Source organism: Acinetobacter sp. CIP A162 (assembly GCF_000367905.1).
Taxonomy (GTDB): Bacteria; Pseudomonadota; Gammaproteobacteria; order Pseudomonadales; family Moraxellaceae; genus Acinetobacter; species Acinetobacter lwoffii.
Map to the genome: position 1 here is coordinate 13296 of NZ_KB849161.1, position 19433 is coordinate 32728.

14 protein-coding genes and 2 pseudogenes are annotated in these 19433 nt (G+C 39.7%); 10 read left to right on the forward strand and 6 right to left on the reverse strand.

The window, feature by feature from the left end:
• Positions 1-90: 90 nt before the first annotated feature.
• The 4 genes from F995_RS14970 to F995_RS14985 are packed head-to-tail and all read right to left on the reverse strand — an operon-like array spanning position 91 to position 6377.
• Positions 91-1155 carry a patatin-like phospholipase family protein gene (locus F995_RS14970; protein WP_004647608.1) on the reverse strand — a complete coding sequence of 355 codons (1065 nt, stop codon included), beginning with the start codon at positions 1153-1155 and terminating at the stop codon, positions 91-93.
• Positions 1152-2039: a diguanylate cyclase regulator RdcB family protein gene (locus tag F995_RS14975; protein WP_004647609.1), complete on the reverse strand. Its 888-nt coding sequence runs from the start codon at positions 2037-2039 to the stop codon at positions 1152-1154. Before F995_RS14975 ends, F995_RS14970 begins: the two co-directional genes overlap by 4 nt.
• Before the next feature lie 52 nt (positions 2040-2091).
• Complete coding sequence (locus F995_RS14980) at positions 2092-4497, reverse strand: dynamin family protein (protein ID WP_004647610.1); 2406 nt, start codon at positions 4495-4497, stop codon at positions 2092-2094.
• Between the two features lie 47 nt (positions 4498-4544).
• Positions 4545-6377: a dynamin family protein gene (locus tag F995_RS14985; RefSeq protein ID WP_004647611.1), complete on the reverse strand. Its 1833-nt coding sequence runs from the start codon at positions 6375-6377 to the stop codon at positions 4545-4547.
• Positions 6378-6776: 399 nt separating this feature from the next.
• On the opposite strand from F995_RS14985, the pseudogene F995_RS16665 reads away from it, so the two are divergent.
• Positions 6777-6896: pseudogene (locus tag F995_RS16665) on the forward strand (helix-turn-helix domain-containing protein); the annotation flags it as partial.
• A 15-nt stretch (positions 6897-6911) separates the two neighbouring features.
• Positions 6912-7673: pseudogene (locus F995_RS14990) on the forward strand (type II toxin-antitoxin system HipA family toxin); the annotation flags it as partial.
• A 552-nt stretch (positions 7674-8225) separates the two neighbouring features.
• Here the strand turns inward: F995_RS14990 and F995_RS14995 are convergent.
• Positions 8226-9926: an NAD-dependent malic enzyme gene (locus F995_RS14995; protein WP_004280930.1), complete on the reverse strand. Its 1701-nt coding sequence runs from the start codon at positions 9924-9926 to the stop codon at positions 8226-8228.
• Between the two features lie 293 nt (positions 9927-10219).
• Here F995_RS14995 and F995_RS15000 point away from each other — a divergent pair, with 293 nt between their 5' ends.
• On the forward strand, positions 10220-11182 hold the full coding sequence (locus tag F995_RS15000; protein WP_004647613.1) for an alpha/beta hydrolase: 963 nt from the start codon (positions 10220-10222) through the stop codon (positions 11180-11182).
• Between the two features lie 345 nt (positions 11183-11527).
• Positions 11528-13039 carry an acetaldehyde dehydrogenase ExaC gene (locus F995_RS15005; protein ID WP_004647614.1) on the forward strand — a complete coding sequence of 504 codons (1512 nt, stop codon included), beginning with the start codon at positions 11528-11530 and terminating at the stop codon, positions 13037-13039.
• An 85-nt stretch (positions 13040-13124) separates the two neighbouring features.
• On the opposite strand, the gene F995_RS15010 is transcribed toward F995_RS15005, so the two are convergent.
• Complete coding sequence (locus F995_RS15010) at positions 13125-14153, reverse strand: IS701 family transposase (RefSeq protein WP_080591875.1); 1029 nt, start codon at positions 14151-14153, stop codon at positions 13125-13127.
• Between the two features lie 391 nt (positions 14154-14544).
• Between F995_RS15010 and ribBA the strand changes: the two genes are divergently transcribed.
• Genes ribBA through glmU form a run of 6 tightly spaced genes read left to right on the forward strand, consistent with a single transcriptional unit; the run spans position 14545 to position 19422 of the window.
• Positions 14545-15660, forward strand: coding sequence for a bifunctional 3,4-dihydroxy-2-butanone-4-phosphate synthase/GTP cyclohydrolase II (ribBA, locus tag F995_RS15015; protein ID WP_004647616.1), 1116 nt, complete (start codon positions 14545-14547; stop codon positions 15658-15660).
• Positions 15661-15678: 18 nt separating this feature from the next.
• Positions 15679-16149 (forward strand): 6,7-dimethyl-8-ribityllumazine synthase, encoded by a 471-nt coding sequence (gene ribE / locus F995_RS15020; protein ID WP_004280926.1) that lies wholly within the window; start codon positions 15679-15681, stop codon positions 16147-16149.
• A gap of 4 nt (positions 16150-16153) precedes the next feature.
• Entirely contained in the window at positions 16154-16603 is a 450-nt protein-coding gene (nusB, locus tag F995_RS15025; protein ID WP_004280924.1) for a transcription antitermination factor NusB, read from the forward strand.
• A 17-nt stretch (positions 16604-16620) separates the two neighbouring features.
• The gene (gene thiL / locus F995_RS15030) at positions 16621-17538 is read left to right on the forward strand and encodes a thiamine-phosphate kinase (protein ID WP_004647617.1); all 918 of its coding nucleotides are present in this window, start codon (positions 16621-16623) and stop codon (positions 17536-17538) included.
• Positions 17516-18037 (forward strand): phosphatidylglycerophosphatase A family protein, encoded by a 522-nt coding sequence (locus F995_RS15035; protein ID WP_004647618.1) that lies wholly within the window; start codon positions 17516-17518, stop codon positions 18035-18037. The genes thiL and F995_RS15035 overlap by 23 nt, the downstream gene beginning before the upstream one ends.
• A gap of 20 nt (positions 18038-18057) precedes the next feature.
• Entirely contained in the window at positions 18058-19422 is a 1365-nt protein-coding gene (gene glmU, locus F995_RS15040) for a bifunctional UDP-N-acetylglucosamine diphosphorylase/glucosamine-1-phosphate N-acetyltransferase GlmU (protein ID WP_004647620.1), read from the forward strand.
• Positions 19423-19433: the final 11 nt, after the last annotated feature.

Below are 19433 nucleotides of genomic sequence, written 5' to 3' on the forward strand. Positions count from 1 at the left end.
CAATTAAATCAAACACTTATATAGCTAAATTCTAAAAACACTAGCACATGGAAACATCTGTAAAACCTCATTTCCTATGGTTATTTTTTATTACAACTTCATTCTGATTTTATCCATCATTTCCTGCATCTTATTTGAACTATCCAACATCTTTTGTTCTTCATTTTTTTGCTCAAACATATTTTTTTTCAATTCATTACGGTTATTTAATGCATCTTTAATTCGTGAAATAGAAGCGACCGTATCCGTATAACCTTGTTCAATCCAATCGTTAATGCTATGTGCATTAAATGCCAACAAGTCTCGAATACCCTCCCTTTCAACTAATTTTCTAGGACGTAATTCTATTACTGTAGTTTCATTAAAAACCGTCCTGTTCCAAAAAGAACCATCCGATAAGTGACTTACAAGTACCAAATTACATCCAGCATTAATTAATGGTGTAATAGGCGTATTGCCTTGAACCGTTTTCCATCCTCCCTGTCCACCATCAGTATACGTTTCTCCTCCTATTTTTTGACTCTCATACAACATTGGTAAAGCAGCAGATGCCATTAATGCATTTTTCCATTCATACTCTTGCAGTTGTTGTAAGCACAAAAAATCAGATGGTGCTGTATCCTTCAAAGAAAGCATCGCGGCTAAACATTCAATTAAATCGGACATACCACCATTACTTTTATATACTGATACGTATAACTGTTTGCCTCGCTGTAAAGATTGCCAATCTAAATACTTATTAATTAAAGTTGTCAGTGGTGAATTATCTAAGAAACTAGGATCTTGCTTAAAAATATCAGGACCAATGCGATAATGAGCAAGTAACTTTTGAACAACCATCAAGGGCACAGCATTCAATCGCAATCCAAAGCTTGCTAAAAGTATCAAATAGTATGGTATGGGGAGATTTTTCACTTGTGGCTTAATTGGCGATTGCTGAATTAATGACTGCCAAATTTCATTTAATCGTTCATAACCTTCTTGCATTGAAGAACTTGTTGCCAATAAAGCACCATTAAGTGCCCCTATGCTTGCACCAGAAATAATATCTACTTCTATTCTATATTCGGCTAAAGCCTTAACAACCCCAACATGGTACGCACCTTTTGCACCGCCCCCTGAAAGTACAAGCCCTGTTTTCAATATTTTTGTCATTTTCTGATTCCAAACATTTCATTTAACGCATATTGAGATAATTTTTCAGCAGTTAAAATACGTGGCACATAGATAGATAACTGCTCTGGTTGTTGGGAAGCATAATAGCTAATTGGCATCTGTTCATCTTTAGTCCAGTCACCCATAAATGCATAACTTTCTTTAATTGATACGCTTAATGATGTTGTTCTTTTAAGCCATTGTGAAGGATGTAAATATTCATCTACTTCTATCTGCATATCACTTTGCAAGCATTTTATTGCTTCAAAATAAATAGTTTGTTTAATATCTTCTACTGCTTTTATTGCTTTAGGGTGGCTATGATAGTTTCTATAGTACTCACCAAAATCTCCCCAATATAAGCGTTCTAATACAGTGTATAATTTCTGTAATGGGGATAATATTTGAAAATGATTTGCTTGCCATTGCTTAAATAATAAATTGATTTGTCTATGCGCCCTAGATTCCGCTTCAACTAGAGATAAACGTTGATCAAGATCGAATATATGATGATTAACCTTTTCATTTAATTGCTCTAATAACTCCTGTGTGTGCAAACTAAATTTTGCCAAATCAGTCACTGAATTTTGCACTTCCGTCATTTTCTGATTGAGTATTTTAAGTGCTGAAAATCCCACATTTAACTCACTCATTAAGGTATTGAGCCATTCAAAAGCTCCTTCTAGGCCTTGTGCTAAATTTTCATTGACTTGATTTTGCCGTATTGCAGATGCTCCAGTGAATGAATCTACTAAACGAGACATCTTATTCAACCTAGTAGACTGCACTCTAATATGATCTTGTGATACATGTATGCTATTTGCAATTTCAATAACAAATTTGTCTGCGATACATGGCATTATTTCTGATAATTCAGATTGCATTTTTATTTCCTTAGAATGAATAAGACATAATGTCTTATTCATTATTTCTATATTAAGCTGCTGACTTGATTTCTTTATTTAATGCAGACTTCAAAACTGTAATTCTCTGATTAAAATTTAAATTTTCTTGAAGCATAAATTGTATAATTTCTAGCAACAATTGATCATTTTGATGAGAATTTTCTTTATCATTTAAACTATTCTCAATGTCTTTTTTAAGACCTGAAATTTTACGTTTAAATTCAATAAAAAATTGCTCGGTAGTTTGAATTAGAGGCAACTCAATATTTTTTTGAATAGATTGATTTAAAAGCTTTTGACTATCCTCTAAATCTTTTCTCACCTGTGTTTTAATTTTATTCATATCTACTTTATATTCTTGCACTTTAACTGTATATTCTTCTTGCCCCCAATCACTATTTAACCAATTTTTAAATCGCCCCCATTTACTATCTACAACTCTTGTTCTTTTTTCCTCATACTGCTCTTCCAATAAAGCATCTTGCATTAATCGAGCACTTGTAAGTTTTAAATCTAAATTCTTACGGCTTGGCAACTTAATTTGAATATCATCAAAGCCACTTTGACTTAATGTTTTGTTAATTTGCAACATATTTTTTTGTGCATTTTGAAGAATATTGTTTTTAAATTCATCCTCAAAAACAACCAATAGCTTATCGAGCTCCTGTTCAATATTCTGGTTAGTCAGGTTATGTGACGTCTGTAATACATTTTGAATACTTTCTAAAAACTCTAATGCCCCCTGCTTATCATCTCCAAAATTGATCTTAGGATTTTTCGGATCATATTGCAGATCTGAATAAGTCTTACGTACTACACCAAGCAATTTGGATAATCTTGATAGACTTGCACTAGATGAAACTAAAGTATTTTTTTCTTGTGCTTTCTTTGATTTCTCATTAGCTGCAAACAGTTTTTGCTCTAGTTCTTGTTCAACCTGCTTAAATTGTTCTTTAATAATATTCAGAATTTTTTGTGAAAAGTTTTTTTGATGTTGACGAATTGAACTTTCTGCTACGACTTCTGTTTTATCAATATTTTTGATATTTTCCGTTAAATTAGAAATCAATGCTTTCAATTCTGCTGCTGACTTTTGCATTGACTGCTCTTTTACCCCCAAAACAGTATGAATTTTATCAGAGCACTCCTCTAACTTATCAACTGCAGCCTCTAAAGCTAAAATTGCTGCATTATCATATGAACTTGCAATGATATCTTTCAATGGCTGACTTAACTTAGAATCTGCCCACAAGTCATCAATACTGTCTGCAATACGCTCTGGCGTTCTTAATGACTCTCTACGTAATCCCGCTTCTTGATAGAAATCATTAACCCAAGCTGTTTCATCGGTTATTTCAGGTAATAAACCGTCCTGATCTCTTTCATGTCGTGCACGATTTGCAAGATAACCCCATTTAGCCGCGATTGGATAAACACGATCTTCTTTAATCAAACCTTCTGTCAAACCATCAACAAAGGTTTTAACCTCATCTGCTTGCATACCATTTCGGTCACAATTATCAAATTTGTTGACCAAAGCATAAATCCTATCTTTAACAGTTCCTGCAATACTCTGTAAATCTTCACGAACTTGAGCATCGGCCTCAGATTTGAGTTGCGTATAATCCATCACCGCAAGGACAGCAGAGGCTCTTTTTAATTGTTCTTGTAACATCGGGCGTAAGTGTGCCTGACCTGCTTCATTGGGTCCTGGTGTATCTAGAAGAATTAGCTTTCCTTCTGTATCTCCCGCACCTTGAAGATGAGAAAACTCAATTTCAATTACTGGTAACTGATCAATATTTTGATATTCATCAAATGGGAATGTTAAATCAAATTTAGGTGCAATACGGACAAGGTCATTTAAACAAACCAAGAAAGAGAAAATTTCTTTCTCACCCAAAGCCTCTGTTTGTATTTTCAAACCTTGTTGAATCTTTTCAACGGTCACATATAAGTCTTTATCTGACTTTAAATCCTCAAGAATAGGAGCATTCTTTTTATTCGAAATCGCTTTTTTTAGTTCATTAATTAATTTATTGAGTGGTAAGCCCGCTTTTTCAGAAAATAATAATCGTGGGATTTTTTGAGTTGGCGTATGACGAATTAATGTTGGAATTGCAGTCATTGGGGCATTACGATTCGGTAATATCTCAGAACCTACAATTGCATTAATCGTTGTGGACTTCCCTGCTTTCATAGTACCAACAACCGCCAATACCATTTCTAAGTTTGAAAGTTTAAATTCTTCACCACGTAGGACAGCAATTTCCATTTGAACAGAGTCCTTATCTATAGTCGCTTTATCATATTGATTGTGCTTTTTACCATCAGACTCTGATAAAAGTTGCTGATCTAGCATTTTATTCAAAAATGCATGTTCAACTTGTAATAATGCCTGAGCTTCATCTCTTAACGTTTTTATATCTAAAGACATTTAATTTATCCTGCTGATTTATTTAAAGTATAAACAAGATTCTGAAGTTACTCAGAACTATATAATCGTACTTGCTGTTGCAATTTTTTAAAGGATACTTGCCAATATGAAAAGTCCTCAATCAGTTGAGATTCAATATTCATAGAAAGAATATTTTTAGAATTATGTTCGTGTATCCATTTTAAATTTTGATGCATATCTTTTAGCTCGGCCACCATTTTTTGCCTAACACCATCATAAGAATGTGTATCGTTAACCAATATGCTGCTGACTTTTTTTATAATTTTCTCAGAATCACTTATATATATATCTAAGCTTCTTTTATCTATATAAATATCTAATGGATACTGCTCTGCAAATAATATAATTGAATCTAATTTAGAAAAAACTTGATCATGCAGTTGTCTAATATCACTCATGATTTTATTAATTTTATTTTTCTTACTTTTTTTCTCTTCACCATATAGCCGTGATATTTTTTTAGAACAACTCATTTCTTTATTAATTTCTTTAGTCAAACTATCTAGGGAATTAAATACTACCTGTAAGTCAGTATTTACTGAAATTTTTGAGATTAGTTCTAGAAATTCAAAAATAGATTTTAGTTCATTATTGTTTGGATCTAGCTTATCGACTGCTGCTTCTAAAGCTAAAAATGCAGCATTGTCATATGAACTCTCAATAATATCTTTTAACGGCTTACTTAAATTAGAAACTCCCCACAAGTCATCAATGCTTTCTGCTATATGCTCTGGTGTTCTTGATGCCTCTCTGCGTAATCCTGCCTCTTGATAGAAATCCTCAACCCAAGCTGTATCATCCGTTATTTCAGGCAATAAGCCATTCTTGTCTCGTTCATGCCGTGCACGATTTGCAAGATACCCTAACTTCGCAGCAATTGGATAAACTCTATCCTCTTTAATTAAACCGTCTGTTAAACCCTCAACAAAGGTTTTGACTTCATCTGCTTGCATTCCATTACGGTCACAGTTGTCAAACTTATTGACCAAAGCATACATCCTATCTTTCACAGTTCCAGCAATGCTCTTTAAGTCATCACGGACTTGTTCATCAGCTTCTGACTTGAGCTGCGTATAATCCATCACAGCTAAAACAGCAGATGCTCTTTTCAACTGTTCTTGCAACATTGGACGTAAATGTGCTTGACCGGCTTCATTTGGTCCTGGGGTATCTAGAAGAATAAGCTTCCCTTCTGTATTTCCTGCATCTTGAAGACGAGAAAATTCAATTTCGATTACAGGAAGTTGATCAATATCTTGATATTGATCAAATGGGAATGTTAAACCAAATATAGGTGAAATACGGACAAGATCATTCAAATAAACCAAGAAAGAAAAAATCTCTTTCTCTCCTAAAGCCTCAGTTTGAATTTTCAGCCCTTGCTGAATTTTTTCAACGGTCACATATAAGTCTTTATCTGACTTTAAATCATCAAGTACATGAGCATTTTTTTTATTTAAAATAGCTTTTTTTAATTCACTAATTAATTTATTGAGTGGTAATCCAGCTTTTTCAGAAAATAATAATCGCGGGATTTTTTGAGTTGGTGTATGACGGATTAATGTCGGAATTGCAGTCATCGGTGCATTACGATTCGGTAATATCTCAGAACCTACAATTGCATTGATCGTTGTAGATTTTCCTGCTTTCATGGTACCAACAACTGCCAATACCATTTCCGATTTATCTATTTTAAGGTATTCATTTTTAAACTCAAAAATCTTATTTTTCAAGCTTACATTATTAAAATTTCCGTGAATCAAATACTCATTATCATCAATTTTTTGTAAAATTTTTATCATTAATAATAATAAAATTTTTGTCTCTAAATTTAAATTTCCAACAATCAAATGACTCAATTTAACATCCTAAAATTTATTGATTTTTTACTTAATCCATGAATATAAAATTATACACACATGCCCTTGAAAATCAATGAATTCTTATATTTCAAGACTGAAATTTTAATATAAATAAGATTTAAAAATCCGAAGTAACTTAACCTTTTTAATCGCAATTTGATAAGTGATGTTTGGGGTTCAGGGGTCGCCCCTGACAAGCCCTGTTGCATACCAAAAAGCGATCCGTAGGATTGATTTTTGTAACTACAGGTAGGCTTGCTTGAATTGGTGGATAGAAAACCTAAAACCTTTATTATTTTTAAAATCAGGTAAATAATCATTTACAGACAGATGAGACTATCCATAATTATATAAAGTGTGTGATTCATAGATATCATTTCAATATAATGGGTGTCTATGAACAGAGAAATTCAACAAAGACTCGTATGGGTTAAATTATTTGAAGAGACCAATAATGCTGGCCTAGTTTGTCGGAGATGTGGCATTTCTAGACCAACGTTACGCAAGTGGTGGAAATGATATTCTGAATAAGGTACAAGACCAAAAGCACTCATCTATCGTGATCCTGTCACCAACGAATTCTCAACAGTTAGCTCACATCAACATGAAGCTTGGCTGATCAAATTTCCCGCTCAGCAAGAGCATCCTGAAGTTTGTGCAATTGAAGCTGTTTATGCAGAATGCTTGCGTTATTGTCATATTGATACCCCTGACACTCAATATTTTACTCTTCCGAATGGATTAACCGCATTTGCATCAAAGAGATTTGACCGCCACGATGGCATGCGTATCCCTATGCAAAGTTTAGCGGCCGTCACCGGAGCTGATTTTAAATCACCAGGGAGTTTAGACTACAGTAATTTTCTTCGCGCTACACACTTTTGCACCAATGATGTTCGCGAAAAAGCAATTGCATTCAAGCGAGCTGTTTTCAATGTAGTCTTCAATAATCGAGATGATCATTGCAAAAACTTTTCATTTCTGATGTCCCAAAATGGGCAATGGAAACTCTCCCCTGCCTATGATGTTACTTTCTTTGAAGGGCCAGGTGGATATCATCAAATGGATATCATGGGTGAGGCACTGGATATTCCTCGACAAGCTCTTGTAAAACTTGGTACTCAGGAAGCGGAACTTTCTGCCCAAGAGGTCGATGAAATTATTGGCTCGATTTGTAAGGTTGCAATCCGATTCAGTAATATCGCTCATGACCTATTACCTGGACAAATTCAAACAGAGACTCTCCAGATGATCCAAAATAGGATTGAGCATAATATTCATTTACTGAATTGAATATAAAATATTTTCATACTGATTAATACTCATTATATTAAACCATATATTGTTATTGTTTCTCATGAAAATCAGTATAAAAAAATAGGTGACTTTTACAAAGTAAAATATCCAAAATTAAGTGACCAAAATAACATTAAATGATCTAAATTGATGAAAGATTTACCCTATAAAAATTTAAATCATTCAAATTAAATCAGTTACTTACAATTAATGTAATTTAATGAAATAAATCTCGGTGACCTTGCCAAGGTTGGGGTCGGGAGTTCGAGTCTCCTTTCCCGCTCCAGATTCTAAAAAAGCCCTGATCGAAAGATCGGGGCTTTTTATGTTGATGTTATTTTTTTAAATGATCCTTTCATTTTTGTTTCACTCAATAACAAATTCTTAAAGTACTTTCTGATTTTATAACCAAGATGTGACCATGCCACCCCTACGACAATATAAAAAGCCCTCATCAAAAGATCAGGGCTTTTTATATTTCACCAACGCATCAGATAAACTCAAGCTAGCAAACCACTAGCCACAATACAGAGTCCATTTCCAATATAATTAAAAGGTAATTCGCTGATAGTTACGGTATTGCGGTGTCCAGAAATTACGTTCAATAGCCAACTGCAATTCTTCTACACTGACTTTCGGTGCTACCCCATCTTCAATCGCAGCAAGCGCCACTTTTAAGGCAATCTGCTTCGAAATCGACTGTAAACAATCCAGATTTGGCAATAAATCTGCCTGAGGATCTTTCAGTTTCGGAGAACAGTCCGCCAAGGCATTACTCGAGGCCATCAGCATATTATCCGTGACACGTTTTGCACCTGAAGCAACTACACCCAAACCAATGCCCGGAAAGATATAAGAGTTATTGCATTGTGAAATATGATGAATCTGCCCCTGATAATTCACTGGTGCAAATGGGCTACCCGTCGCAATCAACGCTTTGCCCTTGGTCCATTGCAAGATATCTGCCGGAACAGCTTCTACGCGGGAAGTCGGATTGGATAAAGGGAAAATAATCGGTTGCACACTGTTTTCAGCCATGGCTTCAATCACTTCCTGAGTGAATAGACCTGGCTGTCCAGATACGCCTATCAGTACCGTCGGTTTGGCACGCTTAACTACATCTAGCAGAGAAATCATGCTCTCAGCATCTGCCCAGCTTTCTACATTTTCAAGAGGCTGTGCCAGTTTGCGCTGGAAGTCCAGTAAATTCGGCTGATTTTCTGTGATCAGACCAAAGCGGTCGACCATAAACACGCGTGCACGCGCTTCAGCATCACTTAAACCCTCAGCAACCATTTGCTTAATGATCTGTTCTGCAATCCCGCAACCAGCTGAACCAGCACCCAGGAAAGTAACCACCTGATCTTTGAGCTGTTTACCTGCTGCACGCGAAGCAGCAATCAGGCTGCCGACAGACACTGCTGCGGTGCCCTGAATATCATCATTAAAACAACAGATTCGATCACGATATTTTTCCAGCAAAGGCATGGCATTTTTCTGTGCAAAGTCTTCAAACTGAATTAAGGCATCTGGCCAGCGCTGTTGAATCGCCCGAATCACCGTCTCGACAAAAGCATAGTATTCATCGCCGCTGATTCGTGGTTCACGCCAGCCCATATAAATCGGGTCATTTAACAACTGCTGATTATTGGTACCGACATCAAGAGTAATCGGTAAGGTATAGGCCGGACTGATCCCGCCACATGCGGTGTAGAGTGCCAGTTTTCCAATGGGAATCCCCATACCACCGATGCCTTGATCTCCAAGACCCAAAATGCGCTCACCATCTGTAATCACAATCACTTTCACGTTCTTTTTATTGATATTGTGAATAATCTGGTCGATCTGATCACGGTCAGGATAGGAAATAAAGATCCCACGATGACGGCGATAAATATCAGAAAAGCGCTGACATGCCTCACCCACAGTCGGGGTATAGATAATCGGCATCATCTCACTGAGGTGATTTTCAATCAGATGGTAAAACAGGGTCTCATTGGTATCCTGAATATTCCGCAAATAAATATGCTTGTTAATATCACTGCTAAAAGCACAATACTGCTGATAAGAACGCTGACTTTGTTCTTCAATCGTCTCGGTGACATGAGGAATCAAGCCATGCAAGTTAAAGCTTCTACGCTCTTCTTCAGAAAATGCAGAGCCTTTATTGAGTAGTGGGAGTTCTAGCAGAGTATTTCCAGCATAAGGAATATATAAAGGGCGTTTACTGTTCAAATTTTCTCTGGGCATTATTTAACTCATCTAATCAATCTTCGGCAGTTCTGCCAAAATAGTCACATCACTTTGTTTATTTTATATAGCTTAGCCTGATTTTAAGCTGTTAGGTCATTTAGCAAATTTATAATACTTGTAGCAGGATTTTATAATCTGATAACACTCATTTTCAGCCTAGGTTTTGGACGGTTTCTAAAATTAATCCCTATTCGTATTTTTAATTTAAATCGGCAGCAAGATCTGTTTGACAAAAAACCTCAGCTCATCAAGGATAAAGCATAAATTTAATAAGATGAACGAGTATAAAAATGAGTGAACTGCAACCGCTTTATCAGCTCGATATTCTGGGGACAGGCTATGAACAAGCGATCTTAAACTTTCCCGATGATTATGAGGGCAAAGTCGTAGCAACCCTGATCCGTAAAAAAGCAGCCCAACCCACAAAAAAAGCAGTTTTATATATTCACGGCTTTATCGATTATTTTTTTCAGACCGAAATGGCAGAGCGCTTTAATCAGCATGGTTTTGATTTTTATGCGCTGGATTTAAGAAAATACGGACGTTCGATTCTGCCGCATCAAAAATATTATAACGTCTATGACTTGGCTGAATATGATGCAGAAATTACCCAGGCACTCGACATTATAGCAGCCGAAGGTCACGATGCTGCCCTGCTCTGTGGTCATTCTACCGGCGGCCTGACCACGACCTTGTATGCGGCACATCATCCGCAGCACCCTTTAATCAAAGCACTTTGGGTCAATAGTCCATTTTATGACTTCAATATGAATCCGATTAAACGTGCGCTTGGCATTCCGCAACTGAGCAGACTGGCCAAAATTTTTCCCAATCTTAAATTTCCAAGCGAGCTGAACAAGTGGTATGCCACCAGCCTGCATAAGGATTTAAAAGGCGAATGGGACTTCAGTCTGGACTGGAAAAAGACCCGCTACCCGATGGTTCGAATCAGTTTTATTCGTGCCATTCATGAGGCACAGAAGGAAATTCATCGCGGTGTTCAGCTCGATGTTCCGGTACTCATCATGCATTCGCATCAGACCTTATACCCTAAAAAATGGGGCAAAGCCGCACAGAGCAGCGATGTAATTCTAGGCATTAAAGACATTCAAAAATATGCCAAAAAAATTAAAGGCGATGTCACGGTTCAAAGTATCCAGAACGGTTTACATGATCTGGTACTTTCAGAGCAATCTGTGCGTAAGCAGGTTTATCAGCAACTGTTTCAGTGGCTGCATGACCAAGGACTTTAGATAAACGCGGAAGAAGAAATGAAACTTACCCTCATTTCTCTTGCCTGGCTTCTTTTGAATCCTTATTAGGTTGGAATGTAATCAAGCACATTGAAAATATGCCAATCTTTCGATGTTTTATAAATGCTATAAGCCCTTGTTTTTAAATTTAAGGCTTGAGAATTTATAATTTTTATTATTCTACCGCTTGTCTCCAAATATTGTCTTTTGTAGCAAGCCTGTAAACAAACAACCGTCCGTCTTGTTCCCTCTTTATAGTAGAGCTGAATGCAGAAGCGCCTATATTTTTTGATCGGCAACATGCGCGCAGCCTGCACCACTAACAATCATATAAAGGAATAGATTATGCGTTATGCAGACCCCAATACTGACGGTTCAAAAATTCAATTTAAAGCGCAATACGATAATTTCATTGGCGGCGAATGGGTCGCTCCAGTCAAAGGTGAATACTTTGACAACATCTCTCCGGTAGATGGCAAAGTCTTTACCAAAGTGCCGCGCTCTTCTGTAGAAGACATTGAATTGGCCTTAGATGCAGCACACAAAGCCAAAGAACAATGGAACCGGTCATCGCCGACCACCCGCTCCAATATTCTGTTGAAAATTGCAGATCGTCTGGAACAAAATCTGGAACTGTTGGCGGTGGCAGAAACCTGGGACAATGGTAAACCGATCCGTGAAACGCTGGCTGCCGATATTCCACTGGCGATTGACCATTTTCGTTATTTTGCCGGCTGTATCCGGGCTCAGGAAGGCGGCATTTCCGAAATCGACGAAGATACCATTGCTTATCATTTCCATGAGCCGTTGGGCGTCGTGGGTCAGATTATCCCGTGGAATTTCCCGATTCTGATGGCTGCCTGGAAACTCGCGCCAGCCTTGGCTGCAGGTAACTGTATTGTGCTGAAACCTGCGGAACAGACTCCAGTCAGTATTCTGGTGCTGGCTGAATTGATTCAGGACATTTTGCCGCCAGGCGTATTGAATATCGTCAATGGCTATGGAGTCGAAGTCGGCCGTCCACTGGCGACCAATCCACGTATTGCCAAGATTGCCTTTACCGGCTCAACCGCAGTAGGTCAGTTGATCATGCAATATGCGACTGAAAATATTATTCCGGTGACTCTGGAACTTGGCGGTAAGTCACCGAATCTGTTCTTTGCCGACATTATGGATCAGGAAGATGATTATCTGGATAAAGCCCTAGAAGGCTTTGCCATGTTTGCCCTGAACCAGGGTGAAATCTGTACCTGTCCTTCCCGTGCCTTGGTACAGGAAAGCATTGCCGATGAGTTTTTGGCGCGTGCGGTAGAACGGGTACAACGCATTAAAACCGGGCATCCCCTAGATACCGACACCATGATTGGCGCGCAAGCTTCTCAGGAACAGCAGGATAAGATTCTGGGCTGTATTGCCACTGGCCGTGAAGAAGGCGCACAAATCCTGACCGGTGGTGAAGCACGTCAGGAAGTGGGTCAAGGTTTCTATATTGAACCGACCATCTTTAAAGGCAGCAATGACATGAAGACCTTCCAAGATGAAATCTTCGGGCCTGTACTGGCTGTGACCACCTTCAAAGACTTCGATGATGCGATCAAGATCGCCAATGATACGATTTACGGACTCGGTGCCGGTGTCTGGTCACGCTCAGCGCATACCTCTTACCGTGCTGGCCGTGCCATTCAGGCCGGTCGGGTCTGGACCAACTGTTATCACATCTACCCTGCCCATGCGGCTTTCGGTGGCTATAAAAAATCAGGCATTGGACGTGAGAATCACAGAATGATGCTGGATCATTATCAACAAACCAAAAATCTGTTGGTGAGCTATTCAACCAAACCGGCAGGTTTTTTCTAATCAATCTGATGATTAAAAGCGGGCTTCGGGCCGCTTTTAACCTAATATTTTTTAAAAATTTTAATACTATAGGACTTACGCACTATTATTTATAGATTTTCTGTGGCAGCAGATGATTCTTATCGAGAATAAATTCATCAATAAAGTTCTTGATAATTGGTCTAAATAATTTCTTCTGCCAACGATATACATTTTCAAAGATCCGCTCAAACTGGTTCTTTTGTATCTCAACATAGGCCATCAAGGCTGAGAAAATATGATTCAAAATCAGCTTGGATCGTCTTACTTGAAACTTTTCAATATGACAAACCTGTTTAATTACTCGATGATATTGTTCTATTTTCCAATGACTTGAATGTAATTCATAAAAACCATCAAAGGACAATAAATCATCTTCATCTTGATGCACAATATAAAATCTCTGCTGTTCTTTTAACTGAGTCTTAAATAATTGTACAAAGCCAACATCTTTGAGCCAGACCACTTGACCCTGATGAAAATTCGGCAATAAACGGAGTTGAAACCATTGTCCTTTTTCAGGGGAAACCTTACGGTTACTGTCGACACCAAACATAAATCGAATACCATGTTTTCTTATGGTTTTTAGATTTTCAGTCGATGAATACCAACTATCACCTGTAATGAATTGAATCTTTGCACCCCAATCGAGTACTTCACTTAACATCTCCATAAAGTAATCATTCTTGGTTTTACTTTCTGACTTATCATAAATTCGAAAATTAATTGGAATATTTTTGCCATGTTGATCTGTCGCATACAAGGTAATGAGATTAATACCCTTGACGGATCGGTGGTGTTTACCTGACCAAAAATAGCTAACTAAGTCCATATGTTGACTATATGGCTTATCTAAAACAGTATCATCAATACTGACTATAAGTTTATTATTATCAATGTGTTGAATTGCTTCTTGATATAGATCGTGAGCTGTGTAGTCTTCACGCTCCAAAAAGCGATTTACACTGTCATGCGAGATATTATAAGTCTCGGCAAGTTGTGTGCAGCTAATAGAGTTTGGTTCTGTCATGAGAAAGCCCATATAAATGGGTAATGTACAAGTTGCTGTAGAAGCATGTTTAGTTCGTCTGATCACAGATACGTTATAAAGTAGTTTGAGACTTTTTTAAATCCGTCAATGCGTAAGTCCTATACTAGGTAAAATTTTCCAGCATTGTTCGTCCAGAATTCCCTTGAATGACTGACAATAAATTAAAATACTTTCTGAAAATACCTTAATGTCTGAGCTTATGTTGATTTCCCCTAAGTTTCTCATTTTTTATGCTTTTTAATTGCTCAAAAAACCTGCATAAAGCCCAGGCTTTCATTTAAAGTCGGCTTTTCATGTTTATCAAGACTGTGTATAACAATGAACTACTAGAGGGAAAGCAATAAGCATAGGCAAAATTGCGCAAAAAGCGTTAGACTATGTACCCAATAATGTCATGATTCGGTCTGATCAAGATCAAAAAAGAAGGTGAAGGTTGATGCCGCTCAATACTGTTGAAGAGCTTGTAGCAGATATCCGTGCAGGAAAAATGGTCATCCTGATGGATGATGAAGACCGTGAAAATGAAGGCGATTTAGTGATTGCTGCCACACACGTACGTCCTGAAGACATCAACTTCATGATCACCCATGCACGTGGTCTGGTCTGCCTGACTTTAAGTAAAGAGCGTTGCCAGCAGTTGAATCTGCCGTTGATGGTAGATGCCAACGGTGCCCAGCATGGGACCAATTTCACCCTGTCGATTGAAGCGGCTGAAGGTATTTCTACCGGTATTTCTCCGGCTGAACGTGCGCACACGATTCAAACTGCTGTGGCTGCTCATGCCAAACCGGCAGATATTGTACAGCCAGGACATATCTTCCCGCTGATGGCGCAACCAGGCGGTGTCTTGCACCGTGCCGGACATACTGAGGCAGGTTGTGATCTTTCCCGTTTGGCAGGACTGGAACCGGCATCAGTCATTTGTGAAATCATCAATGAAGATGGCACCATGGCGCGCCGTCCGGATCTTGAAGTGTTTGCTGAAAAGCATGGCCTGAAAATCGGTACTATTGCCGATCTGATTCATTACCGCATGACCAATGAACAGACGGTTGAGCGTATCGATCAGCAAAGTATTGATACTGAATACGGCAGCTTTGACCTGTACCGCTATCGTGAACTGGGTAACCCGGATATCCATCTGGCCTTGGTCAAAGGTGAGCCTAAAGAGGGTGTGACCACAGTGCGTGTACATGGTTTTAACCCGACCCGCGACTTGCTCAAACTGAAGAAACAGGATGGCGAGCCGGCCTGGAACCTGGATCGTGCCCTGAAAGAAATTTCCAACAGTGATCGTGGTGTACTGGTCTGGATTGGCCAACACCATTTACAGGACCTGGGTCCAGCATTAGATACCCTTAAAGCACCAAAAAATGTAAAATCAAATTCTGCACTGTCTCAGCAGTATCAGACCATTGGTGTGGGTGCACAAATTTTGCGTGATCTAGGCGTTGAAAAAATGAAGCTGCTGAGCTCTCCATTGCGTTTCAATGCCCTGTCAGGCTTTAACTTAGAAGTGGTAGAATACATCACCGCACAACAAACATCTTAAGAAATCATCGAGGTTGTTATGGCAGTTCGCCGTATTGAAGGTATGTTACATCTCGCGAACGAAGACCGTTATGCGATTTTAGTTGGTCGTTTTAACAGCTTTGTGGTTGAACATCTGTTAGAAGGTGCCATTGATACATTGAAACGTCATGGTGTATCAGAGGATAATATTACTGTAGTTCATGCACCTGGTGCCTGGGAACTTCCTGTAGTTGCGAAAAAACTGGCAGCTTCAGATCGTTTCGATGCCATCATCGCGCTTGGCGCCGTTATTCGTGGTAGCACGCCTCACTTCGATTTCGTTGCAGGCGAATGTGCCAAAGGTTTAGGCGTGGTTGGCCTGGACACTGGCTTGCCGGTCATTAACGGTGTACTCACTACGGATAGTATTGAACAAGCGATTGAACGCTCTGGAACAAAAGCAGGCAATAAAGGTAGCGAAGCTGCCCTGACTGCGATTGAAATGGTTAACTTGTTAAAGGCTATTTAACGCTATGTCGCAAACACTTCAAGCAACTTATGCAGCAAAACGTAAAGCACGTCGCTTTGCTGTACAAGGAATTTATGAATGGCAAATGAGCCACAATCCGGTGCATGAGATTGAAGCACGTACGCGTGTGGAAAATGCCATGCACAAAGTGGATCTGAGCTATTATCATGAATTGTTGACTCAAGTGGTTGCCAATCATGAAGCATTGGATGCGCTCTTAATCCCGGTACTCGATCGCGAACTTTCAGCACTGGATGGTGTTGAGCTTGCAACCCTTCGTCTTGGTGCCTATGAACTCAAAGAACATCTTGAGATTCCATATCGCGTCGTTCTAGATGAAGCAATCGAACTGGCTAAACATTTTGGCGGTGCCGATAGCCATAAATACATCAATGGTGTATTGGATCGTTTAGCGACAACTTTGCGTGCAGCAGAAAAACAGCAGTCTAACTAATAGCGTAGATTCGTTGTATGGCTGAATTTTCGATTATCGACACCTATTTCAATCGCAAGAATGCCCATTCTGTCGATCTGGGCGTCGGTGACGATTCAGCCTTGCTCACCCCCCCTCCTCAGCAACAACTGGTCATCTGTGCCGACACCCTGGTTGCTGGACGCCATTTTCCAATAGACACCGATCCGCATGCGATTGGCTGGAAATCTGTGGCGGTTAATTTATCTGATATTGCCGCGATGGGCGCAACCCCGTACAGTATTTTACTCGCATTGAGCCTACCCCAAATTGATCATGACTGGCTAAAAGCTTTTAGTCAGGGTCTATATGATTGCTGCGATCAATTTGGGGTGAGTTTAATCGGTGGTGATACCACTCAGAGTCCTCATTTAACCCTGTCTGTCACTGCATTAGGCTGGGTGGATATTGGCCAGGCTGTGCCACGCTCAGGGGCAAAACCGGGTGATCTGATCTGTGTCAGTGGAACTGTCGGTGATGCAGCTTTTGCACTACAGCATCTTGGTCATCCACTGCAAAAACGTCTGGACTATCCAACGCCACGCTGTCAGCTCGGTGCTGCCTTAAAAGGTCTGGCGCATAGCATGATTGATATCTCGGATGGTTTGGCACAAGATCTTGGACATATTCTCAAAGCTTCTCAAGTCGGTGCAAAGCTGCAACTCGAAAACTTACCGATCAGTCCTGCCCTGCATGCCTTAAACGATGCGCAAAAATGGCAATATGCCCTCGCTGGTGGCGATGATTACGAGTTATGCTTTACAATAAGCCCGCAAAATTACCAAAAATTATTGCAAAAACAACTTGATGTTCCGATTAGTATAATCGGAAAAATTCAGCCGCAGCACGGCTTAACTTTTGAAAAAAATGGCGTAGATCATTTACTTCAATTTAATGGGTATCAACATTTTGCATAAACCTGCGATCAATTTTAAAGCCATGTCATGGATCGACCGACTGATTGTCTTTAGTGGGGTTGGTTTTGGTTCCGGTCTGGCACCTAAAGCACCTGGTACCTTTGGTTCGGCTTTTGCACTTTTATTTATCCCTATTTGGCTGCATCTTGGTTTTCTAAACAGTGTTTTTGCCATTGCCATCATGTCTCTGGTTGGCATATATATCTGCGGGCATACTGCTAGAGTCATGGGCGTACATGATGATGGACGTATCGTCTGGGATGAATTTGCAGGACAATCCATCACATTTTTGCCCCTGATCTACTTAGGTCAGATGAACTGGTTATGGTTGCTCGTCGGTTTTGCGCTATTCAGATTATTTGATATCTGGAAACCTTGGCCGATCCGGGTGATTGACCGTCAGGTCGACGGTGGCTTCGGCATCATGCTGGATGACATTATTGCCGGTCTTTGGGCGGCTCTTTGTATTTTGCTTTATTTTTACTTCACAGTGGCATAAGCCATATTTAGGATTAGAACATGTCAACGACTGTTATTATTCTTGCTGCAGGTAAAGGCACGCGCATGCGTTCAAGCTTACCGAAAGTATTACAACCTCTTGCAGGACGTCCTTTACTGAGTCATGTCATTGAAACGGCAAAAAAATTAAATGCAGATAATATTATTACGATTTATGGTCATGGTGGTGACCGTGTTCAAACAGCATTTGCACAACAGGATATTAAATGGGTAAAACAGGCTGAACAGCTGGGTACCGGACATGCGGTGCAAATGACCTTGCCTGTACTGCCTAACGACGGCGTATCTCTGATTCTTTCCGGCGATGTACCGTGCATTAATCCTGTGACCTTGCAAAAATTACTCGATGCCACCGCAGAAACCGGTATTGGTCTGGTGACCCTTACCCTGCCGGATGCCAATGGTTATGGCCGTATTGTGCGTGAACAGGGTCAGATCCAGGCCATTATTGAACATAAAGATGCCAACGATGCCCAACGTCAGATCAAGGAAATCAATACCGGTATTTATGCGGTCAGCAATGCCAAGTTGCATCAATGGCTGCCAAATTTAAGCAATGACAATGCGCAGGGTGAATATTACCTGACCGATATTGTGGCGATGGCTTTGGCAGATGGTATGCAAGTTGCATCGGTAGAACCTGAGCAGGCTTTCGAAGTTGAAGGGGTAAATGACCGTGTGCAGCTCGCTGCTTTAGAGCATCAGTTCCAGGCTTATCAAGCCAAACAGCTAATGCATCAAGGTGTACATCTGATTGATCCAAGCCGCTTTGACTTGCGTGGCAATTTAACTGTCGGTCAGGATGTCCGCATTGATATCAATGTGATTATCGAAGGTGATTGCGAGCTGGGCGACAACGTTGAAATTGGCGCCGGCTGTATTATCAAGAATACCAAGATTGCAGCTGGCACCAAGGTTCAGCCATATAGCATTTTAGATAGCGCCATCGTTGGGGAAGATACCCAAATTGGACCTTTTGCACGACTCCGTCCGGGTGCAAAACTCGCAGCTGAGGTACATATCGGTAACTTCGTTGAAGTTAAAAATACCACGATTGGTCAAGGCTCTAAAGCCAACCACTTTACCTACCTGGGTGATGCTGAAATCGGTGCCGGTTCTAATATCGGTGCAGGAACCATTACCTGTAATTATGATGGTGCGAACAAGTTTAAAACGATTATTGGTGATCAGGCCTTTATTGGCTCGAACAGTTCATTGGTGGCACCTGTAAAAATTGGCAATGGCGCCACAGTCGGTGCAGGCTCAACGATTACCCGTGATGTGGAAGACAACAGTTTGGCAGTAGAGCGCTCTAAGCAATTTGCCAAAGAAAACTATCCACGTCCGCAAAAAATCAAGAAATAAGGGGAATAAAT

What these genes read in the sequence shown, in the direction of transcription:
- F995_RS14970 (WP_004647608.1), bottom strand. Translation starts at nt 1,155, where the DNA reads ATGACAAAAATATTGAAAACAGGGCTTGTACTTTCAGGGGGCGGTGCA.
- F995_RS14975 (WP_004647609.1), bottom strand. Translation starts at nt 2,039, where the DNA reads ATGCAATCTGAATTATCAGAAATAATGCCATGTATCGCAGACAAATTT.
- F995_RS14980 (WP_004647610.1), bottom strand. Translation starts at nt 4,497, where the DNA reads ATGTCTTTAGATATAAAAACGTTAAGAGATGAAGCTCAGGCATTATTA.
- F995_RS14995 (WP_004280930.1), bottom strand. Translation starts at nt 9,926, where the DNA reads ATGCCCAGAGAAAATTTGAACAGTAAACGCCCTTTATATATTCCTTAT.
- F995_RS15000 (WP_004647613.1), top strand. Translation starts at nt 10,220, where the DNA reads ATGAGTGAACTGCAACCGCTTTATCAGCTCGATATTCTGGGGACAGGC.
- F995_RS15005 (WP_004647614.1), top strand. Translation starts at nt 11,528, where the DNA reads ATGCGTTATGCAGACCCCAATACTGACGGTTCAAAAATTCAATTTAAA.
- ribBA (WP_004647616.1), top strand. Translation starts at nt 14,545, where the DNA reads ATGCCGCTCAATACTGTTGAAGAGCTTGTAGCAGATATCCGTGCAGGA.
- ribE (WP_004280926.1), top strand. Translation starts at nt 15,679, where the DNA reads ATGGCAGTTCGCCGTATTGAAGGTATGTTACATCTCGCGAACGAAGAC.
- nusB (WP_004280924.1), top strand. Translation starts at nt 16,154, where the DNA reads ATGTCGCAAACACTTCAAGCAACTTATGCAGCAAAACGTAAAGCACGT.
- thiL (WP_004647617.1), top strand. Translation starts at nt 16,621, where the DNA reads ATGGCTGAATTTTCGATTATCGACACCTATTTCAATCGCAAGAATGCC.
- F995_RS15035 (WP_004647618.1), top strand. Translation starts at nt 17,516, where the DNA reads ATGGGTATCAACATTTTGCATAAACCTGCGATCAATTTTAAAGCCATG.
- glmU (WP_004647620.1), top strand. Translation starts at nt 18,058, where the DNA reads ATGTCAACGACTGTTATTATTCTTGCTGCAGGTAAAGGCACGCGCATG.